The sequence below is a fragment of the Bosea sp. F3-2 genome, from assembly GCF_008253865.1.
Lineage (GTDB): Bacteria > Pseudomonadota > Alphaproteobacteria > Rhizobiales > Beijerinckiaceae > Allobosea.
Map to the genome: position 1 here is coordinate 2,225,417 of NZ_CP042331.1, position 21,352 is coordinate 2,246,768.

The 21,352-nt window shown below is 58.8% G+C and carries 16 protein-coding genes; 7 read left to right on the forward strand and 9 right to left on the reverse strand.

What is annotated here, in order from left to right:
* The first annotated feature begins 147 nt into the window (after positions 1-147).
* Entirely contained in the window at positions 148-1,026 is an 879-nt protein-coding gene (locus tag FQV39_RS10355; RefSeq protein WP_187640237.1) for a LysR family transcriptional regulator, read from the forward strand.
* A gap of 41 nt (positions 1,027-1,067) precedes the next feature.
* Here FQV39_RS10355 and FQV39_RS10360 read toward each other — a convergent pair whose 3' ends face one another.
* Both FQV39_RS10360 and FQV39_RS10365 read right to left on the reverse strand, forming a co-directional pair.
* A complete protein-coding gene (locus tag FQV39_RS10360) occupies positions 1,068-1,862 on the reverse strand; it encodes a metallophosphoesterase (protein ID WP_187640238.1) in 795 nt (264 codons plus the stop codon).
* Positions 1,863-1,896: 34 nt separating this feature from the next.
* A complete protein-coding gene (locus FQV39_RS10365) occupies positions 1,897-3,018 on the reverse strand; it encodes an HAD family hydrolase (RefSeq protein ID WP_149130216.1) in 1,122 nt (373 codons plus the stop codon).
* A gap of 1,976 nt (positions 3,019-4,994) precedes the next feature.
* On the opposite strand from FQV39_RS10365, the gene FQV39_RS10370 reads away from it, so the two are divergent.
* The 6 genes from FQV39_RS10370 (at position 4,995) to FQV39_RS10395 (ending at position 11,817) form a co-directional block, all read left to right on the forward strand.
* Positions 4,995-5,228, forward strand: a complete 234-nt coding sequence (locus FQV39_RS10370; protein WP_149130217.1) for a hypothetical protein — start codon at positions 4,995-4,997, stop codon at positions 5,226-5,228.
* A gap of 201 nt (positions 5,229-5,429) precedes the next feature.
* Positions 5,430-6,128, forward strand: a complete 699-nt coding sequence (locus tag FQV39_RS10375) for a PDDEXK family nuclease (protein ID WP_149130218.1) — start codon at positions 5,430-5,432, stop codon at positions 6,126-6,128.
* A complete protein-coding gene (locus FQV39_RS10380; protein WP_149130219.1) occupies positions 6,125-6,697 on the forward strand; it encodes a hypothetical protein in 573 nt (190 codons plus the stop codon). Before FQV39_RS10375 ends, FQV39_RS10380 begins: the two co-directional genes overlap by 4 nt.
* On the forward strand, positions 6,694-8,829 hold the full coding sequence (locus FQV39_RS10385; RefSeq protein ID WP_149130220.1) for a DDE-type integrase/transposase/recombinase: 2,136 nt from the start codon (positions 6,694-6,696) through the stop codon (positions 8,827-8,829). The genes FQV39_RS10380 and FQV39_RS10385 overlap by 4 nt, the downstream gene beginning before the upstream one ends.
* 20 nt (positions 8,830-8,849) lie before the next feature.
* Positions 8,850-9,911: an ATP-binding protein gene (locus FQV39_RS10390; protein WP_149130221.1), complete on the forward strand. Its 1,062-nt coding sequence runs from the start codon at positions 8,850-8,852 to the stop codon at positions 9,909-9,911.
* Position 9,912: 1 nt separating this feature from the next.
* Positions 9,913-11,817, forward strand: coding sequence for a TniQ family protein (locus FQV39_RS10395; protein WP_149130222.1), 1,905 nt, complete (start codon positions 9,913-9,915; stop codon positions 11,815-11,817).
* Here the strand turns inward: FQV39_RS10395 and FQV39_RS10400 are convergent.
* The 7 genes from FQV39_RS10400 to FQV39_RS10430 form a co-directional block, all read right to left on the reverse strand.
* Complete coding sequence (locus tag FQV39_RS10400; RefSeq protein ID WP_149130223.1) at positions 11,803-12,021, reverse strand: hypothetical protein; 219 nt, start codon at positions 12,019-12,021, stop codon at positions 11,803-11,805. The genes FQV39_RS10395 and FQV39_RS10400 overlap by 15 nt on opposite strands.
* Positions 12,022-12,033: 12 nt before the next feature.
* Positions 12,034-12,225 carry a hypothetical protein gene (locus FQV39_RS10405; protein WP_149130224.1) on the reverse strand — a complete coding sequence of 64 codons (192 nt, stop codon included), beginning with the start codon at positions 12,223-12,225 and terminating at the stop codon, positions 12,034-12,036.
* 146 nt (positions 12,226-12,371) lie between these two features.
* Positions 12,372-14,174, reverse strand: a complete 1,803-nt coding sequence (locus tag FQV39_RS10410) for a hypothetical protein (RefSeq protein ID WP_149130225.1) — start codon at positions 14,172-14,174, stop codon at positions 12,372-12,374.
* A 335-nt stretch (positions 14,175-14,509) separates the two neighbouring features.
* Positions 14,510-18,013: a DEAD/DEAH box helicase gene (locus FQV39_RS10415; protein WP_149130226.1), complete on the reverse strand. Its 3,504-nt coding sequence runs from the start codon at positions 18,011-18,013 to the stop codon at positions 14,510-14,512.
* On the reverse strand, positions 18,000-18,782 hold the full coding sequence (locus FQV39_RS10420) for a HamA C-terminal domain-containing protein (RefSeq protein ID WP_149130227.1): 783 nt from the start codon (positions 18,780-18,782) through the stop codon (positions 18,000-18,002). Before FQV39_RS10420 ends, FQV39_RS10415 begins: the two co-directional genes overlap by 14 nt.
* Positions 18,783-18,928: 146 nt before the next feature.
* Complete coding sequence (locus FQV39_RS10425; protein WP_149130228.1) at positions 18,929-20,080, reverse strand: T6SS phospholipase effector Tle1-like catalytic domain-containing protein; 1,152 nt, start codon at positions 20,078-20,080, stop codon at positions 18,929-18,931.
* Positions 20,077-21,303 carry a ComEC/Rec2 family competence protein gene (locus FQV39_RS10430; RefSeq protein WP_248313314.1) on the reverse strand — a complete coding sequence of 409 codons (1,227 nt, stop codon included), beginning with the start codon at positions 21,301-21,303 and terminating at the stop codon, positions 20,077-20,079. The genes FQV39_RS10425 and FQV39_RS10430 overlap by 4 nt, the downstream gene beginning before the upstream one ends.
* Positions 21,304-21,352: the final 49 nt, after the last annotated feature.

Genomic DNA, 21,352 nt, shown 5'->3' on the forward strand with positions numbered 1-21,352 from the left:
GAGGCGGCCGTCAGCTTCGGGCTATCGGCGCGAGGGCTTGAGGCGACCGAGGGGGCGCATGATAGCCGAGCTGGGGCATTAAAAAATTTGATTTTTCTTTCTCTTGAAATGAGCTTCTATCATGAGACCGGGACACTAGGCGTTCTCATGGCCAACATCCGCTTCTTCAAGACCTTTGTCGCGATATCGCAGCACGGCACTTTCAGCGGTGCAGCTGAAAAAATCGGGCTGACCCAGTCGGCTGTCAGTCTGCAAATGAATGCCTTAGAGCAGGACCTACGGCATCCTCTTTTCGATCGCTCCTCGCGTGTCGCGAAGCTGAACAGCTTCGGTCAGTCGATACTCCCGCAGGTCGAGCGCCTGATAAAACTCTACGATGAGATTCGGGTCGCTTCGGCAGGCGCAGGCGACATTGCTGGTTCGATCAATGTCGGGTCGCTCATCTCTATGATGGGAGAAGTTTCGTCCGTTATCGCGAAACTCAAACTAACTCACCCACGGCTTAATGTTCATCTCGCTACAGATAAATCAAACGAGCTAAATCGACGTGCGGAAACTGGCGAGTTTGACCTCGTGATCTCCGTTCGATCCTCTGCTTACGCCAGAAGTCAATTAATGTGGACTCCCCTTTATTCAGAGCCAATGGTTCTCCTTGCTCACCGCAGTAGCCGCGGTCAATCAATGGAGGGCATTATAAAAGAAAAGCACTTCCTACGGTTTGATAAAACACAACAAACTGGAATACTTATAAATAGAGCCCTCCAAAAACTGGGAATAAAGACAAATGATTTCCTTGAAATCAACTCCCTAGAAGCGATCGTTGAACTAGTACGGCAAGGCGTTGGTGTTTCGATCCTACCCTTTGTGCGCAATGCCACCTGGACGTCCGACCCGTCGCTACATGTAGCCCCCCTTCCATCAGTGTCGATTAGTCGAACCATTGGAATACTCGAACGAAGGGAGAGTGAGCAGCAGCAGATAGTCAGCCTAATTCGGGACTACCTCATTAACGCCCCTCGAGACTGATGTAGACCCCATTTTGCTGATCGGTCATCGTTGGCGCGGCGTCATATTTCCACGACGCAGCGCGGATCAAATCCGGGGTTTTCGCGGTCACCGTGCACGTTCGGATACCCAGCCTGGTTGGCGAAGATCCGCGTCCTACCTACCCGATAATCGTGCGATCCATGGTCATGGCCATGGATCCAGAGTTCGGGCTGAAGCTCCTGGATCACATGGCCAAGATCGGAGACAAAAGCGGGAGTGAGCGAGCTTCCTTCGTGTCTCGCCTGAATTGATTTTGGGTGCGGTGCGTGGTGTGTGATCACCACCGTCGGTCCGGCAAATGGTGTCCCGAGCTCGTGCCGAATGAAGGCAAGATCAAGCCTGTGCTCCGCCGCAGCATGCCAGGGCATAAACCGACTATAGTGACCGTCTTCCTGAAGATAACGGATCAGCCGATGGTCGTTGAGTGTCTGGCCCGCATGAACCATGGAAGGCTTCGGCGTTCCGCGGATCCGGTAATCCGTCCACAAGATGCACCCAATAAAGCGCACGCCGCCGACAACGGCAGTCCGGCGAAAAAGCAGTTCGATGCCGGCGAGTTCGGCAGCCGCTCTACCCTCTGCCAGATTGGCCTTGAACTCTGACCGGTAGAACTCGTGATTCCCTGGCACGTAAATGATTTGCCGTCCCCGAAGCGCTCCAAGCTCCCCTCGTTGTTGGGCCATCCATTCAACTGCTGTGGAAATCGGTTGCCCGATGTCGCCGGCGAAAACCGCCGCATCGAAATCCGGCATTGGAGTGGGGAACGTGAACGGGCCAAATTCTAAATGCAGGTCGGAGATGACGAGCAATCGCATTCTTCCTCCACACGATCTCAATATTTGGAATCTTTCAGCTGCGACCGGCGGGTTCACTCCGCCGCACCGTGGCAATTCGCTCGAACAGCTCGGTGACTTCACTTGGCGCGAAGAAAGAGACGTGCCCCGCATGTGATCGCTGGAACTCGTCGATCGGCATAGCGATTGCGTCGATGGTGCTCGGACCGAGCACGTCGGCCTCCAAATCATCACCAACGAAGAGGACCTCTGAAGGCTGCAGACCCAACTCGCGGCATACGAATCGGTAGATTTGTTGCTGCGGCTTCATCAGCCCTGAACGAAACGACAACACGAGCACGTCTGGTGGCCCCGGAAGCTTTTCGAGCAAAGCGTTCTCGTACGGCTGGGCGAGATTGGAACAGATCGCGATCTTAAATCCGGCACGACGCAGGTCGGCCCACAGCAGGTCCATACCTTTTCGGAGGCGCGTCGACGCGCATTCCGCCGCGACGTCGGCCTCCAGCCTCGCTAGCAGCTTTTCACTAGCCGGTCGCGCCATCAGTTTCGCCAGCTCACGCAACCCCATTGGGCGCGTCATCGCCATCGTGCCAAGGGTTTCGGAAGGCTCGTGACGGAGCAGCGTTTGGTAAGGGCGCCTCTTGTCGGCGATCTCGACAACGGTCCCGAAGGCATCGAAGCACACCGCCTTGATGCTTCCCGAAAACACTCCCCAAGCCATTTCATCGCCCGGTTCGGCTGTATCGCTCAGCTCGAGCTGAGCCCGCTCGGATGCGCCATCGGCGACCACGGCCAGATGTCGCCGGACAGCCATCTGGTCTTCGAACGAGCCTGAGAGAACCGCGAGTGGCGCACGACCATTGAATGGATAGAATTGACGGGCCCGCATCAGCCACCGCCGTTCCTCGCGACTGCCTTTGAGCGCGAATAAAAAGCGCCGGAGATCGGCAAATACGCCTAGAACCGCCGAAAGGCGCATTAAGGTATCGGTTTCGAGCGCAAGCGGCTTTTGCTCTCGTGCAACCCTTCCCCATTTTTGCAATTGCGCAACCGTGCAGCCGAGGAGCTGAGATTGCTCTCGCTCAGACAGATCCCATCGCCGCGCAATATTCAGGAATGTACGGATGCCGGGCGCGCTCACGCGGGAGCGCTCCTCAAGGCTTCGTTCTTCGATCATTGCAATCCTCGATTAGGATGACCTGGTCGCAGAGAGGCAAAGAGGCGGAACGACGCACCGTGCTGTTGGGGGCCGACCGCACGCGTTCGTTGAAACCGGATCGATCGGCGCGATCGCGCCGCGACTATTGTGTAGGGGAAATCATCCCGCTGCCCTCGACCCGCAGCGGGGCATTTGTCATGCTTGCGGAACGACGGAACTCGACATCAACCGATGCCCATCTCGCATTGTCGCTCGCTGTGCTCAGCGGGGCGAGTTTGATGTCGGAGGTTCGCAGGAATCTAGGGTGAAAAGTGCGGCACGGATGAGCTCTCAGTCGAAAATACCCATACAAAAGGATGGATCACCGAACTCCGCCAAGCCGTTCGGCGACAGCTCTTATTATACAAGCTCCATAAAATTATTCCATAAAAATGATTGCGGCGCTGCCCTCCTGACTGGAGCGGGCTTCCTGCCTATGCCTGCAGACGCGCCGATCCGCGGGTTCGTTTGCCGGGCCGCGAGGCTTCTTTTGGGACACACGCAAGATTGGCTTTCAGAGACCGCAGATGTGTCCCGGAAGACGCTTTTTGATTTCGAAGCCGGCGATATTGAGCCAAAAGTCACCTTGAACATTCGTCTCCGCAGAGCCCTGGAGGGAGCCGGGGCCAGCTTTGTAAGTGGGGATTCCGTTGAGGGCGTCGTGGTTTTTACAAAGCCCCCGCAAACCGATCTCTAAGCGCTCCTTGGCTCCGGGCGTTAACCATAATGCACGGCATTTGATGATTTTATTTTACATTTTGTATAATATCTAACGAGCTCAAGACGAGAAACCCGCCTCCTCGATCCTGAGCGATAGCTGCTGCCTACTCGCTACCTGGCTTAATCCAACGCGAGGGTTTCAGATGATCCACAGCCTGCGGTCCCCTCTTCCTTCCGTCGCCCGTGCAGCATTGCGCTCGGCTCCAGTCAGCATTCCGGGTGGGCGACGCCCATCTTCGGCTCGCCGTTGGCCGGGAGGAGAACTTCCCAATGACCCAATGCTCCTCGATGAGGAGTTTGACGAGATCGGGTGCGAGGCGCCCATGCTTTTGCGGATTGTGAACCAGCCCTAGCACAAGTCCGAAGATGTGGGGTCAGTCGCTCGGCCGCTTCCGTGGAGACGCCAAGCCATCGACAACCGCTATAGCGGCGCCTCGCTCCTTGCTCGGAGCCGATGGCGATAGCCTCTGCCCGACAGTGAAGGATATTCCGGAAGCCGGCTTAGCCGTCGACGCGCAAAGACCGCCCTGGCGTTGTCGAACCTATAACACATCGGGCCGCGAAGCGTTGTTCAACCAAATTATCTCGAGCAGCGAGCCTGCAAAGAAAAAGGCGGTCGTTGGACTAAAACCGAACGCTTTCGGCCTCCAATCCGTTGACAAGAAATGATATTTCTGAAGCGGAACGGAGAGAATAACTTGTTTATATACGATCTATTAACGCTGTTTTCATGGGCTTAAATTCGTAATCGTCCTCAACGCCCAGTGAACGGGAAATTGAAGGACGAAACAATAAATTGCCGAAAAATACTGCGGCGAAATAAAATTTCTGACCTCGTGCATGCGCCCGCGCGTGCATTATACATGCGCGCGTGTCAGCCCGGCTGGATATCCGTCAAGGCCGACTCCGAATTTCCGACCCTTCCGAAATTCGCCGAGCGCATAACGGAAATTCGGCCGGATTCTTTCTGCTTGCTTGGAAAATTGGTCATCCATCAGACTCGTACATGCCGAACGAAATTACCGGTTCGGTTTGGAGTGAAGACGCATCCGTTTGACCAATATTAAGATCGTATTTGAGCTCGCGAGGACCGTGGCTGATGGCCACCCCTCCCCCAACAGCCATCGCGGATGCTTCGGAGCACGCCTCATCGGCGTGCTCGCTGTCGTCCCGCCTCGTCTCAGAGGAGAACTCTTGAGAAGCGTCTAATTGCAGCCCGGTAGAGGAGCCCGAGCATGGATAAACTCGCAGGCCTGATGGTCCGCCTGGTGCAGATGAACAGCGAATTGGGAGAACACGTATTCGACCGAGCGGTGAATGCCGCGTCGATCGAGATTGCTCGTGTTGCTCTCGAACACGCCGAAGCAATTGCCAGCCGACGCTCCTGGCGCCCGGAGATCATCCTGTTCCCGGTGGAGCGCGTCCACCATGGAGGAAGCGAGACGACGAACGACGACGATCAAAAATGAAAAGGGCATTCCGGGCTCAACCGGAATGCCCTCTTGTCCGAAGCCGCTTCCTCCTTGGCCTGAGAACCGTCGGAAGCGGCCATCCCTGAACCCGGCGTAAGCCGCACCCAGTCCTTCTCGTGTACACGTGCGCACGACGCGGCGCAAGCGTAATGCGAGTGTTCTGGGCAGGCGGCTGCGCGTCATAAAGACGAAGGCAGCATGTTAAACCAAGTTCTCCCCCGTTCACCTGCTCCAATTTGGCAGGGCCCAAAGGAATCCCGTGGATATCGCGCAGTCGATAGCCGAAGCCGAGGCGCTTGCCGTGTCGCAACAGTCGTCTTTGGCTACAAGATATTTTGCGAAAGCTATCTCGAGCGGCACATTCTCTATGGCGGCGAAGCCAATTCTAACGTCGTTGACATCCAGGAGCAGCTGCCGCCGGTACTGTATCCGACCCCGGATGGGAAACTGCGTCGACACCATTTCGACTTCCGGTTCACCCTCCTCTGCGGGACGCGGCTCGCGATTGCGGTGAAGCCGTCGGCCAGCGCCGAAAAACATCAGCTCCTTGAGGAACTCAAGTTAATCGCGCCACACATGCCGGCCGACTTGGCCGATGGCGTGTTGCTCATGACGGAGAAGGACGTTCCGAAGGACCTCGTCGCAAACGCAACGTTTCTGCATCACGCTAAGCGCGAGTCCAACCCCGAGCATGACGAGATCGTCCGCGCGATCGTGTCTGACGGCACCGTCATGACAATCGGATCTGTCGTCGCCAAAAGCGGCTTGGAAGGGGCTGCTTTCAGGACGATCGGACGGCTGATCGGTCGCCAAGAGATAAATGTGCTCGACGACGGGATATACGATTATCCCACTCGAATTCAGGCGGCGGCTCACGTGGAGGCGCTGGCAGCATGAGTGTTTTCTACATCTGCCTCAGCGCAACCGACCGCCTTTGGATCAAGGGGCAGGCGTATCGATTGATCGAGCGCCTTGAGGCGAGCCACCTCCTACTCAACGAGGACACTCGCACGGTTCACGCCTGGAACGATGACGATCTGGAACGGCTGCGGTTAGCTGGCGAGATCCGCATTGAGCGTCATCGCCTTCGCCCGACATCGCCACCGCCACAAGTGTCCCAAGTAGTGGCTACCCAGCTGATTGCTGAGCTGCCACAGCGAGACAGGGAGCGTATCAATCGCCGGGAAGTGTATTGCCGCCGCTTCCTCGAAATGGAGCGCGCCGGAGAGGCTAAGCGTTCTGACGCGGCCATGCATCGAGCGATTGCAATCATCCATGCCGAAATGAATGAAGCCGAATGGCTTGCCGCCGGCCGGTTAGCTAAAGCTCGTCATTCCGCTGGCCATATCGTCGCAGTCCGTCCTCCGCCAAGTGTCCGAACAATGCGGCGGGCATTGAAGATGCTTGAGCATTCGGGCTGTCCAGGAATGGCAACCGCAGCTCGCACGAACAGGAGAGCAAAATGAGCTCTCCGATCCTCTATTTCCGTTTCAACTCAAAGGACCGCCTGTGGATCGAGGGCAAGCCTTACCGACCCGTAGAGCGCGAGGAGGAGGGGCACCTCCTCCTCCGTGAGGATGACCTCGAAACTCAGCGCCTGTTCTCCAACGAAGAGTTGGATAAGCTGGTGTTGGCCGGTGAGGTCCGCATCGAGCGCAGCGCCTTTCGCCCCGAAGTCATGCGGGCACGGGCGAAAGCGGAGGCTCACCGCATCAACGATCTGCCTGAACGCGAACGGAGTGAGGTCGCCCGTCGCGAGATATACTGCACTCGTTTCCTGGAAATGGCGCGCGCCGGAGAAGCGACGCGTTCAGATAAATCAATGAGCCGTGCGATCGCGATTATTGAGGGCGAGATCAACGAAGCCCAATGGGCCGCAGCCGCCAAACTGGGCAAGGATGGTGACCTCATCCGCCCCCGGGTCGACAAAGAGATAAAGACCCATAAGCCGCCAAGCCCTAAAACCCTCCGCCGCTCGCTGAAGATATTCGAAGGAGCGGAAGGTCAAGCGCTAGCCTTGCGTAAGGCCTATCGGCGGTGTGGTGATCGGCTCACGAGTCGACATCCGCCAGAGGTATGTGATCTCGCAGATGACGTCGCTGCTAGCTTCAAAGAAGAAGCAGCCGAGGGCCGCGGTTCAGTGCGGACCCTGCACGCTCAACTTGGTGCAAAGCTGCTCGTTATCAACACGAAACGAAAGGCCGTAGGCTTACCTGAATACAAGACGCCCTCCTATCATTACCTTTTATCGCGGGTGAAGGAACTGCATGCTCTTGAAACGCTGGCCAGTCGATATGGTTTAGATGTAGCTGAGGCAAAAATGGCCGCCGTCGCCCGCGGCGCTATGGCCACTAGACCGCTAGAACGCGTCGAAATTGATGAGTGGAAGATCGATCTCTACACAGTCTTTGAACACCATGGACTGCTCGATGATCTTACCGCAGAGGAGATCGCTGAACTGAAGAAGCCGCGCTTTTGGCTATGCGCGGTCATCGATGCGGCAACTCGTGTCATCCTGGGCATGAAGATCGGCAAAAGGGTTGGTGTCCAACTCGCCTTGGATACCGTAGAAATGGCTGTCTCGCCGAAGGTAGCCTATTCTCGCATTGCGCCGTCTGTTTCTCGCTGGCTATTCTGCGGGCCGTTTGAGCAGATCGTTCATGACCAAGCCAAATGGTTCATGTCGCTCGCTTTTCGTACTCCGATACTCGATCTGGGATCCGAGGTCCTAGCCCCGCCGGCAGGCAAGCCTCGCATGCGACCGAAGATCGAGCGCTTTTTCCGGACAGCGAAGGAGGCGCTCGCGTTTTTCACCGGCCGGACGTTCGAGAACGTCATCGTAAAGGGCGACTATGATCCCGTAGGTCGGGCCAGCCTTACCGTTCCAGAACTATGCGAAGTCTTGGTGCGATGGACAGTGGACCAATATCACAACTCGTCGCATCGCGGGCTTAACAAGCAGACTCCTGCCAGAGCATGGGAAAGCCTTACGAAGAAATATGGCGTAATGCTGCCACCCCATTCGCACGATTTACGGGCAATATTTGGGGTAATAGTGAAGAATATCTCTATCAGTCCTTCGGGAGTTGAATTCTGCGGCTTGTTTTACAATTGCCTAGAGCTTCAAGAATTCTTTCAACGTCGCGGGAGCGCCGTCGTAGATATCAAGGTGAATCACCGCGACATCAACTGCATCTCAGTTGAACTTGGAGATAACTGTTGGCTAGCGGTGCCCTGCATGCGGCCGGGTATGGAGCATGTCCCTCTCGATGTTTGGCTCGCGACACGGCAGGCCCTTCGGCGCCAGCACGAAGACGAAGCCAAGCTTGATGACGCTATCGTCAAGGAGTCAATTCTCAAGATGATGGAGATCGCAAAGGCTGCTGAGCAGCGGACAGCATTGGTTACAACGCGTCCTACGACTGAACAGCTCACCCAGCTCCACAGAGACGCAAATTCATCTTTTGAATTCCTGCGCCCGGACACTGGCCCTACGCCTTTGAAGGGGAATTTGCTCGCAGCAGCGATCATCCCTGCTCGGAAAACCCTTCCCGCTCCCTCTTCGAGCACCAGGAAGCCGTCGCGAACGATCAAGTAATATTACAGGATATTTTGAAAATGACCGAGAATTCCAATTCTTCAATCAACGCTATCCTCGCCTCTATGTCGCTGAATGCCCAGGCAGTAGTGGGCAAGATGGAAGCTATTAGAAACAACTACATTGAGACCGATTGGGACGATGAGCTCAGACGGCGGTTCGACAAGCTGCTGCGGACCATCGTCATGCGTCGCTCGTCGGCCGACGAAGCCTGGAAAGAAAGGCGCGAATGTCGGGCCATCGTTTACACAGGCGAAGAAGGCATCGGGAAGACTGAATCCCTGGACCGGCTTTTCCGCACCCATCCCGCCACCGCCGGCTACAACGTGTTTGGGTCTGGCTGCACTTTGCTGTCAGTCTCGGTTCCCGCCTCTACCTCGCCGATAGCGCTGGGCCATACGATCCTGCAGAAAGCTGGTCGGCCGATTTACAAGCCCCTAGCGGAACACGCCGTTTGGGCTCAGGTTCACCACCAGCTGGAACTTGCTGGCGTCGCGATACTGCATCTCGACGAGATGCATAACCTGACCGATAGCGCGAACGTCAGCCAGATCGATCACATCAGAAAGCGCCTGAAGGCCTTGATGGTCTCGCCGACCTGGCCAGTCGCTTTGGTAATCTCAGGGTTGCCCAGCATCGTCCCGGCAATGCGGGCAGTCGGAGAGATCCGGAGACGCGGTCAATTTATCCAAATGCCATTGATGGAGATGCCGGCGGACGCCGATTTGGTGAGCGCGGCGCTCGACAGAACCTGTAAGCTGGCAGACCTGACTTGGTCAGACGATCGCAACTTGCTTGTTAGTCGCCTCGTCCATGCGGCCATCTATCGTTTTGGCGTCATGATCGAACTCATTCAAGAGGCGGTCGAGCTAGCACTGCTGGACGGAGTAGAGGAGCTTACGGTCGAGCACTTTGCCGCCGCGTATTCCGATAGAACAGGATGCGGGCGTCGCATGAACCCCTTCCTCGCTGCTGACTGGCTGCACTTGGATTGTTCGCTCGTGCTAATGGCCGAGCCCCCCTCGCAGATCTTGCCTGCAGACAGTTCGCTCGTTGGCCGCGCGCAGAGAGGCAGCAAGTAAAATGCGCCTCTATCCCACCCTCCCCCTCATTGAAGATGAGGGGCCCGTTAGCTTTCTCTCGCGTCTTGCTCTGCTCCACGGCTTCCAGAGTGCAAGAGTGTTTGCGAGCCAATTGGGCCTTCATTCACAGCGGCTAGCAGACGGCGATACCGCAGCCCTTGCTTCGCTTTCAGAATTGAGCGGCGCTTCGCTGATTGATCTCTCGCGCGCCGCAATCACCAAAGTTGGACGCGACTATCGAATTCGCGGCCAATCACTCGCCAAGAAGGATAGCCATAGAGCTCATCTCATCGTTTGTCCGCGATGCATTGCCGAGGACCTAGGCTCGCACCGGGACGGATGGCGAACGGGGATTCGGTTCCAGTGGCAATTGGAACCACTGCGATGCTGCCACACCCACGGTGTTTTACTCAAAAAGTTTGCATACAAGCCGAGGTGTCAGCTGTTCGACCATGCCAGCGCGCTTCAACCGGAGCTTGGCGAGGTTCTAGCCGCGGCTGACAGCGGCAGAACGAGACCGTCGTCACCTCTGGAAGAGTACTTAACGGCGCGCCTTGACGGAGCCTGCGCTTCGCCGTGGCTGGATTCCCTCCCCTGGTACGCCGCAGCTAAAGCTTCCGAAATGCTCGGGGTCCTGCTCATTGACGGCGGTAAAGCACTCACCAGCCATTACACAGCGGAACAGCTAATCGATGCGGGGAGCGCCGGATTCGAGGTGACGTCAAAAGGCCCTGCGGCGATCTACGACGCACTGGATGGTGTGAGAGCTTCCGTTGATGCTAGGGAAGCTACCAAGAATCCGCACTTCGGAATCTGGTTTGGATCGTTCTTTAAATGGATCAAGCTGCTTACCGATGATGGCGTTTACGATCCGCTTCGCGACATCATGCTCGACATCGCGAGGGCCAACATTGCTCTTGGCCCGGAAGACCTCTTTTTCGACCGGCAGGTTGTTGGAAAGCGGAAACTGCATTCGTTATCGTCTGCGCGGGCCTACACCGGGCTAGGTTCGGTTAGCCTTCGCCGCAAACTGGCCTCGGCGGGATTTATCCCTCCTGATCACAAGAAACACATCGAGAGCCGGCTCCTTATGCCGGCGACTCCCCAGCTCGAAGAGTTCTTGGCAAGAGCGCGACACTCGCTATCGCCGCCGGAAGCCGCAAGATATCTGAATGCCAAATCCGTTCAGATGAAGATTCTCGTGAAAGAGGGCCTGATCAGGCCGTTCCCCGGACAGGAAGGGGTGCGCAATCGCTCATACGATCGGCGCGACCTTGATGCCCTCTTGAGAGAGTTCGAAGAGGGCGCAGAGCTTGTCGAAGACCCGTCCTATCCCCTGCTTACCATCCCAGCCGCATCGCGGCTGTCAAATTGCAATGCAGGCGAAATCATTCAGGCGCTCCGTGACGGGCGGTTGCCCTGGAAAGGTAAGGCGGCAGGCAAGAAGGGGTACGAGGCACTGCTGGTGAATTATGACCAAACCCGCGAGATCCTGTTCCAAGCGTCCAAGGACGCACTAGTGATGCCCGCGGCATGTCAAGCTCTCAACTCCACGCGCCAGGTGATGGTCAATCTGATTCAGATCGGCGCGATTGACGCGACCCGGGTCACCCTACCCCGGCAGCGCACTCAGTATACGCTCGTGTCTCGCGCTTCGATCGACAAGTTCAAGCGTGACTTTGTTTCGTTGACGGAGCTCGCCAGCGAGCACCGGCAATGGCCTATCCACATCAAGAAGGTCTTGCGGGAGTTTGACATACCGCCGGTCTTTGAGAAATCCGCAATCGGCGCGACTTTTTACCGTCGAAAGGATGTGCCGGCCACGCTTCCCACTAGTATCTATTCTCATGTTTCATTAAAGGGGCGTTTGAACCGCCGAAGCGCTGCGACCCTACTGGATCGGTGAAACCTGAGCCTTTGCCTCGTTGGCTTTGGCCATCAGCGCCTCGAGCTTGGTGAACGTCTCGGGTGAGAACACGAGGTTCATCACCTGGCCGCTGGCCATCTCGAAACAGATCATCGTCTCGCCCTGCGGATCGGTCGTCAGAGCGATCCGCTTCACATCCGCAACGTCCAGATCGATTTCCGCCAGCTCCGTCGGCTCGGCCATCAATCTCGATCCTCAACAGGGCGCCAAAGCTCGTCGGGCTTGGCTCGTGGCCTCGATGAGCGCCGTGTCGAGGAAATATGCGAGCGTGCCAAAGCCGCGGGCGGCAGCTTCAATCTTCAGCGTTTCGATCCGCCCGACCAAGTCGTCGGCTCGACGGATCGGAATGCGTGGCACACCTGATCCGATCCTGACCACATCCGCCATGATGCTGGCCCTCCCTAGTCAGGGTATTCGCCCGCGAGCCGATCATACAAGTCGACTTCCGCGGCATCGGCCGCCAGAGCCGTCTCGAGTTCATCGGCCGGTGCGAGAACACCACCGAAATGAGCGTGGCACATTGGCCCGCGGGCCTACTCCAAGGCGATGGCGCTCCCTCCTGTGGCTGCGCAGGCATCCTGTAGGCTTGCGGGAACGGGGCCTTTAACCAGGTTGGCGCGGACGCGAATGCCCTGCTCCACCATGGCGGCGGCATCGAACTGGGCACCGTCCCCGTCCCCGAACAGCCAGATCTCCTTTTCACCGGCGACCTTGCTAAGATGGGTAACCGCGGTTTCGAAGGCAATCTTGTGGTTTGTGCCACCGCCGCTCTCGGTGAGGACAGGCGATGCGAGATAGTCGCTGACCGATCGCTTTGCGATCCACGTTTCCGCAAAGCTCGCCACTAGCGACCCGATGCGGTCGACCTGCGGGTCGTTGGCAAGCGCCGTAGCGACGGCGGAGGCGATGAGTGCGCGATGTCTATCCGTCGAACCGGACACGTCGGCCAGAACGGCGACGGACTTGCTCGGCAATGGCACGCCTATTTCCCTGGCAGCCGTTGACAGGGCGCGATGTAGGCTCGCCGCGCTCGCCGGACGCAGGCCACTGAAAATCAGCGCCGAGCGTTCATGCGCCAACGTCTCGACCGAGGCTTCCTCGGGAAAGTAGCTCGCAATCGCACTCATCTGAGCATCGAAGGCATCCGCGTATCGCAGGCACACCTCCTGGTGATCCTTCGCACTGTAAGTTTCGCCCATCTTCGGATCGACAATCGCGAGCCACCGGCGGGAGGTCCTGTCACGGAGCGCGATGTCTGGCATATTCGCGCGGTCTGTGCCCTTCTGGAAGTATTGATAGTAAAGATCGATCCAACGGTCGCCTATTGCAAAGGCGATGGCAGGCTTTGGGTCGCGGGTGTATTTCAGAGTCCAGCGGCCATCGTTGATCCGATCTAGTGTGTCGATCTGCTCGCACCCGTTGGCGAAAGTCATGCACACCGAGCACAAAATCCAAAGCTCGTAGATGCGCCATCGCTCTTTCCACAGCGCGAGCCCCATAGCTTCGAGGACCTCGGAACCGGTCGCGTCCATTTGGAGAGCCTGCCGAGCTAAGCTCTCAATTTCGCCGATCGCCAACTCGATGTGACGTCCCCGGCGCATATCGAGACGCGTAGGTGGACCACCATACTCGCGCGAAGCCTTTCCTTCGATCTGCCGCAAGGCGGTCGCAATTTGTCCGCCCATCGTCCGCAGCGGCTGCGTGACCGCATCGGCGGCTGGGTGGTCGGCCAGCTGTGCTTCTAAACGCTGTTGGGCCAAGGCCAAAGCATCGCGAACTTCGCGCATCACCCTGATGTCCGACGGGTGAACCTCACGCTCGCTTCTCTGCATCAGATTGGCTTGCATATGCCAGATGGGAGAACCGGTCTGATCCCCCAAGTCGCGCAACTGCCGGCCAATCCCCTGGTCACGCTTCACGAACGTTGGCCGCGCGTCTCTAGACAATGCAGCGACCTCGCGCTTGATGATCTCAAGCTGCTTATCGATGTCGGGGGTCGCCTGACGGACCCAACTGGCCGCGACGAGAAGAAGGCTTCGGATTTGCGGACCGAAGGCGATTTGGACGTCGTTGCCGTTCTGGTTCGCTACAATGAATTCGACATTGCCCTTGAGCGAGGCTTCGATCCTTGTGAGGAAACCGGCGATATCCGCCGCCATCAACACGAAAGCGCTCCTCTGCTGCACAATCCAGTTGAGTAGTTCGGATGCCGTGAAGCGATCGCTCAACTCGGAGCGGCTCGTGTCCATCGCCGACAGGAAGGTTGTCTGCTCACCGGGATCGAACAGATCGAAGACCGCGCCCGGCGATGCCGACAAAGATTGGCCGAGTTTCATGACAATCTGTGCCCCCGTTTAACTGACTTCCCGCGTCTTTGATCTGCCAGATGATGGCGGCTCACCGGCCGCCGTATAAAGCGTTCGCTACCACCGCCTCATCCCCCTCGACCAGGAACGCGATCACCACTCGACGCTCAAGTCCAATGAGGCGCAGGCTCGGTCGAATGTCATCTCGGCCCGCCGCGCGCACATCTGCCAATCCCTACCAGTTGGCCAAGCGCGTTGAACATAGCCCTGGGCGAGGCGCTATCGCGAATGTACTCGTGCAAAGTCGACGTTGGTGCTTCATACGAGGGGCGTCGCCCACCCGCATAGATTAGGCCCGCCTCCTTCTACGCCTTGACCGTCGGCCAGTCCGGTCTCCCACGGCCGACACGCAAGGCCTCCACCAGCCTTGTGTTACCGGGCAGCCGGCCTGAAAAGAGGCTGGGCTTGGGGTCCACCGCCGGCTTCTTGAAAGGTGCGACATGCTGGTAGTCGGGCGTCACCAGCCAGGTCCGTCCATCGCCTTCATCGGTGACGATCCGATAGAGGCCAGCAGGCGGGGCGGTGTCAATGTCGAGCAGTCGCTTATAGTGTCCGACGGACCATTTCTGGATACCGCCGCTGAGAGCTTCGGTGCGGAAGTGCGCCCACAGCGCAGCCGTCTCGACTGTCGGCCAATCGCCAGCGTCCGTGTAGGCCGTGATCTCGTCGGACTCGAGCCAAGCTCGCATTTCTGCCGGCGTGACGAAGACCGGCTTGGCATCCTCGATCGCCGCCATGGCCGCACGCCGAGACGGAAGGCCCGCGCGGATCAGCATCGACATCATGAATTGGGGGACGCCGGTTTCGACCGCCGCCGCAGCGCCGCCCGCCACCGTCTCCGGTGACCAGCCGAGGGACATGCGGCGGGTGCGGACCGCCTCCAGCGCCCAGACCAGGCGATAGGTGAAGGCCTCTTCGACGGCCCGCATGTTCTGCGGTCCGATCTTGGCCACATCCTCGCCGGACACCCAACTGCGCAGGATAGCCTTCCAATTCGCTGGCAGCGCATTCGCCTTATCAGGGATGAAAGGCCGGATGAACAGCAGACGCTCACCGAGACCGCCGAGCGCATCGACAAGTTCGTCGATGTCACCGCTCAGCGCTGCGGCGTCGGCGCGGTCGAGGAGTTCGGCCAACTCGTCGGCCATGGCGTCGATGGTGAGGCCGGCTTCAAGCCCCACGCCCATGGCGAAATGCCCGCGTCGCGCCTGCGCTGTGGTGGTCTTCCAGATGAGATCAGCGCGCGCCTCGAACACCTTCTTGTGCAAAGGCGCGACGTCTGCGTCCTCGCGGGCTATCTGGCGCGCCCAGAGCGATCCCTTGAGCGCATCGTCCAAGAGCTTCGGCAAGTCGGCGCGATCGGAATCGAGTGCTTCGATCAGCCCGAACACCGTCGCATCGAGGCGTTCGACGATTTGCGAAAGCGGCTCCTCGTCGATGGTCTCCTCTTCGTCATCGCCGCCGCCTTCGTCGTCATCGCCATCAGCGTCGTATTCCACACCAGCCGCCAGGCGCTCGGCGACCGCGGCCTCCTCCGCAGGCGATCTCCAGGCTTCACGGGCATTGGCGAGATATTCCCACGCATCATCGCGATCCAGGACACCTTCGCGCGACAGGCGCTCAAGGATCTCGGCGACGATCTGGATGAGGCCGCTTTTCAGCGTGCGGGCATTGGCGGAAGCGACCAGCTTCCCCCATTCTTTCTTCCGCCAATCGAGCTTATCGAACATGACATGGACGATGAGGCCCTCGACGTCCACGAAGGCGCGGCCGGCCCGGCCGGCGACGTTCGCGAACTCCTCGCCTTTGATTTTCTCGGCCGCCCGATACAGCGCGGGCACCAACAGGACGGCGGCGTTGAGGTTGAGGCCCTGCGACAGCGTCGGCGACGCGACGATGACCTTCAGGGCACCCTCGGACAGGAGGGCTTCCAGCTCACGCAGGAAAGGGCTTGGTAGCCGGCCGTGGTGGATCGCGACACCCGCCTTCAGGCAGGCGACGGCGGGATGGTTCTCGCCCAACCACTCCTTGCCGACCTCCAGAGCGCGGGCGATTGACGCCTCGTCCACCAGCAGCGAGTCCAGATAGCCACGCTTGCAGAGGTCCGCGACCTGCTTGCCGTAGCTCTCGACCCAGTTCGCTTGGGTGGAGAAGATCAAGGTCCGCTTACCCTGGCCTGCAAACTCCCACGCCGCGAACAAGGCTAGATGCGAATTCTTCCGTGGATAGGGCTTCTTCTCTTTCCCCAGCGCTGGCTTCTCGACGACGAATTTGTCGAGGAACGGACCATCGTCGTCGAGGTCGAGCCGGAGCAGCGCGTCCTTTCCGCGCCATGTAAGCGCGCCGAACCGCTGACGCGTGGGCCGCCAATCGGAGCGTACCGGCCCGCCCGGTTCGTCGGAGCGTATCCACGCGGTGAGATCATCCAGCTCGTCGCCGCTGGGCAGGATCGCAGACAGACAGACGATACGGCGCTCGCCCGCGTCCGCGCGACGAAGCAGACGCTGCACGAGGGTTTCATATCGGATCTCACGTTCGCTCGGGCCGATCATATGGCCTTCGTCGAGGACGATCAGACCGACATCGTCGATCAGCGACCGGTCGCTTCTCAGCGCGAAGTCGAGCTTCTCGGGCGTCGCGATGATGATTTCGCGGGAGCGCAGCGCGTCTTCATCGCCAGCCGAAAGGCCGCTGGCGCCGTAAAGGGAGGAGACGCTGAAGCCGAGCGGCGCGAATGTCTTTCTGAAGGATCGTTCGGTCTGCGCCGACAGGGCACGCAACGGCGTGACGATCAACACCCGGCGCGCCGATGATAGGGTCATCAGCGCGGCGATCTCGGCCACGCGGGTCTTGCCTGCACTGGTCGGCAAGGCGACGACCAGATCGTCGGTGACGTCCGTGGAGCGCCGGGCCGCTTCGCGCTGCGACGGCCACAGCTCCACCTCGGCCGTCTTGCGGGCGTAGAGCGACGAGAGGAACAGCCGGCGCAGGTCGGGGTATTTTTCCTCCGTCCCCTCCGGCGGCTCGGTCGGCAGGTTCTCGTGCAGCGAATGCTGCCAGAGGTCATCGATCAGGTGGCGGCACAGGTTTGATATCCACCACAGCGGAACATTCTCGGCGTTGTCCGCCAGACTGACCGCGGTGGCGAGCAATGCCCGCGCGGTCTCGATCGGCTCGGACTCGCCCGTCTCGAGCGCGAAGTCAAAATGCGCCAGAGCCCGGCAGATCGTCGTGTTGAGGATAGTCGACAGTGCCTCGTCGATGTCGGGATCTTCGCCCGTCAGCGCTTCGGCGATTTCCTCGTCGCCGTGCGCCTCGTCGTCGAGCCACCCGCGAACGAAACCCCGCAGCTGGCCGAAATCGCGCAGGATCAGCTGTCGGATCGCCGTTTCGCCCGGCGAGGCATTGAGGTCATCTGTCGTCTCGTTGAAGAGCGAATAGGCGACGGCCGAAAACCCAGCCAGATGGTAGGCCGCGGCAGCAATCGTGCGCCGGAAACCGCGATCCGGCGACTCCGGGTCGCCGTTGCGCACAAGAGCTTCGAAGGCGTTGGCGGCGCGCTCGAATGCCTTGCTGGTCAACTCCGACGCACCGGCCTGAGCGCGCAAGGCCATCGCGCCCCGAAGCAAGGCGAAGCCGTGTTCGGCAAGATCGGTTTCGATCGTCGCGCCAAGAGGCGGCGCATTCGCCGGCAACACGCCATCCTCGCGCATCAGCGACCAGGCGGCGCCGCGATAGAGCAAGCGCCCAAGGATGCCGTCAGCGGTCGCGGTCGCCAGGAACCCCGTCAACTCGTCAATCGTCTCCAAGGTCTTCCGCCTCCTGGTACATGGCCGCGATGAAGTCCTGGTGATCCTCTACGTGGATGTTCACGACGTAGTGGTCCCGGTTGGTCCCGGTGGCGTCGAGATCCTCCTTCAGCGATGCGTGAGGGCCGTTGCCCGACACGGTAAAGAGCATGTGGTCAATGCGATCGGCGCGAAGGGACTTCAGGCCCACCTCGTCACGGACGCCGCGGCCCAGCACATTGTCATCCGGGTCGTTGCTCTCCAGCAGGCGGTTGGCGATGAAAAGCAGGGAATCGGGTGTGCAGCGCCCGTTGTCGCGGTTGAGCACCTTTCGGGCGCTCGTAACGGTGGCTTTGCCGAGCACCTTGTTGCTTTTGGCTTCGCCTTTCAGGAGCCAGAGCTTCTCGCCGTCCCCCTCGTATCCGGCGCCGATGAAGTCGTCGCCGCGCATGGCCATGTTGCGGCCGTCCTTGTAGCGAAGGCGGCGTACAGGGACGCGCAGGCCGATCTCCTCCTCCACCAGTTCGGTCGCGAGAATCTCGCCGAGATCGCCGGAACGGCCCTTGGGTGTTTTGGGCATCGCCTCGCTGAGAATCTTGGCGGCGACCTTGTATCCGAGCCGATCCACATCCTCGGCGATGCGTTCGAGCCGGTCGTAGTGCGAGCGGATCGTCTCGGCGAGGTCATCGCGAATTTCGTCGCGGCCGCCATCCTTTTCGACGTAGGTCCAGTAGCGCTTGCGCTTGTCCTTTTTCCTGGTGGCGTCACACCACTTGTTGTACAGCCCCACGCTTTCGCCAGCCCCCTTAGTCTGCCGCCTTATTCGACGGTTCGACGATGTCTGTACATCGCTCGCCCCGCGCCTCACGGTTCGACGTCTTTTAGCAGGCGCTCATCGTAAGCCATGTGCGCATAGTCCGCGGCCACCGAGGAGCACTATGATCGGCATTCTTGTGGAGCCGCCGCGGCCGACCAAACTTCGGATGCCTTACGGGCGCCGGTTGGAAGCTCGTAGCCACGCAATGTCCACGCGCTGTCGTGAAGGACTGGATTGGCTCCCGGGTTTCTCCGGCCGAAGAGGTTCAAACGCCAGCTTTTGCCACCGGTCGAAATATCATAACGGCGCTTAGGCACGAGTTCCGCAAACCACCATTTCCAAGTCAAGGAATCGTGTATCGGCAGGTCGTTCTTTTCCGCATCCAACGCGACCTGTCGAAGGAGGTCGGCTTCGGCTGCAGCGTCGATCAGAAGACCGTGCTCTGCCGCTTGGTCAAGCATCCACTGTAACGCAATGCGCGACAGACCGCTTTCAGCCTCCTTGTACCCGCCGCCGACGTCAGCATGGGCGCCCGCGAACCAAATCTGCCGGACATCCTGGCCCTCGGGCGTTGCAACGAGGTTGGTGCGGAAGAATGCCCGCCTTTCGTCCAAAGCGACCGCATGGCGGAGAACGGCGATATCCGGGTTGTTGTGCGTATACGGCAGAGATGTAGGCGAACCGATCCATCCGACGGAACTGACTGTGTCCCAGACGCCCACAAAATGCGGTCGGCAGTCCGCAGTAGCGAGCTCAGCTCTAAAATCGGCGGCAAGCTGAAAATAGGCCGCACGGCGGTCCGTATTTTCGCCCTCTTTATCGATCGCCCAAAACATGTCCACCAGATAGGGAACCATCGGATCGTTGCCGGGCATCAGAAGTCCGTACATCTTAATTAGCGCGACGAGTGCGCGCGCTGTGTAGGCGCCACGGCTGAAGCCGAAGACGAACAGCCTATCTCCCGGACGAAAATGCGTCATGATGAAGACATAAGCGTCGACGATATCGCGCTTCAGCCCGTAACCGAAGATCAGCCCGGCGAGTTTGGCAATCTTTGCTCCGAGACCTGTGACAAATCCAGGAGGGGCTTTTGTACCGACACCAGGGTGATAATAGACGATCTGCCGATAACGATCCTTGCTCAGAATGCGGCACAATTTGGAGACGTTAGTTCGATCCTCGCTAAATTGATTTGAAGTCCCGTCGCAACACACGACGATATTTCGCCCTTCAAACTGCTCCGTCGTTTGATTTACTGGCGTTTTATTCATGACAAATCTAAGGATGTCTCATGAAAGAGCTCATTCTCTTTCAGGCTCTGGGTCGTGAAGAATGCGGTCTGACGGTCGAGTGCCTGCACCAGTGTTTGGCGGGGAACCTCGGTGCGGCGTTCTTCGTTCCCGTGCTTGTGAGCCATCGTCGACATCAAAGTTTGGAGACGATTGGGGCCATCCTCGTCGGATTTCTGATCGAATAGGTTCCAGAGCGACTTCGGAGTCGCATTCAAGCTGCCATGATGGCCGACTTTATATAGGTCGACTTTCTTGAGTTTTTCCCGAACGTCAGCCTGACTAAGCGCATAGGACCAGTTCTCGATCTGCGCATCGCCCGGGAAAAGAAGACTCTTCGATCCGCTGCGAAACAGCAGGATCAGGCTCGTATTGTTCAGCACATTGTCGAGGATGCGAACCAGCCGCAGCATCTGATCAGAGCGCAAGCGCCGCGCCTGGCTGACGAGCCAACGCGCGTCGATGGGAAACTGCGCGCCCACCTTCTCAACCGTGTAGCCGGGGAAGAGTGGCGCAACCTTGTTAACCTTGGTCGGTCCCAAGGAGGCGGCAGCACGGGCCATCAAATGCCAGAATTCGTGCTGGTCACGGCTGCGTTGCTTGGTGATCGTTTCCGCCTGCTCGATCGATGGCGGACCGAGGATGTCGATCTGGACGCCTGGCAATAGGTCTTCAAGAGCGGTCTTGTCACCAGCCTTCGCGTATTCCCGAGCGGCCGACATCGTCATCAAGTTTTCGACGGCCTCAAGATTGGCAAGATTATTCTCTCCCATAAAGGAGAGCTCCTGGCGCACCGACGGCTGGAGATAGCGGACGCGCTTGACCTCGCTTAAAATCGCGCCGGCCGCCTGTTGCATGGCCACGAGCGAGGAAGCGTGGTGCGCAGCGAGAGAGGAACCAGGCGGCAACGGGCCTTTGGCATCAACGGCTAGATCCGGATTCTCCGTCCACGGTTGCAAAACCAGTTCAGGCTTCAAGTCGGCAATCGTCTTGCCGGAGGACGGGCGCTGCTTCTTCGTCGTGAATCCGGAAATGTGATCCTTGTGGCGGTGGGTAGCGACCACTGCCAGCCTTTGGTCCCTTGTCCGCTCGGCAATGTTATTGGCAATCAAATCGAGCTGATTTTTCGGAACCCCATCAGGAAGTCCGGTTGAACCGAAGTCGATTAAAACATGCCGTTTCTCAGCCGGGTATTCGAACGACAACAGGAAGCAATCGCCGAAACCAACTTGGTAAGATGTAATGACTACGCGA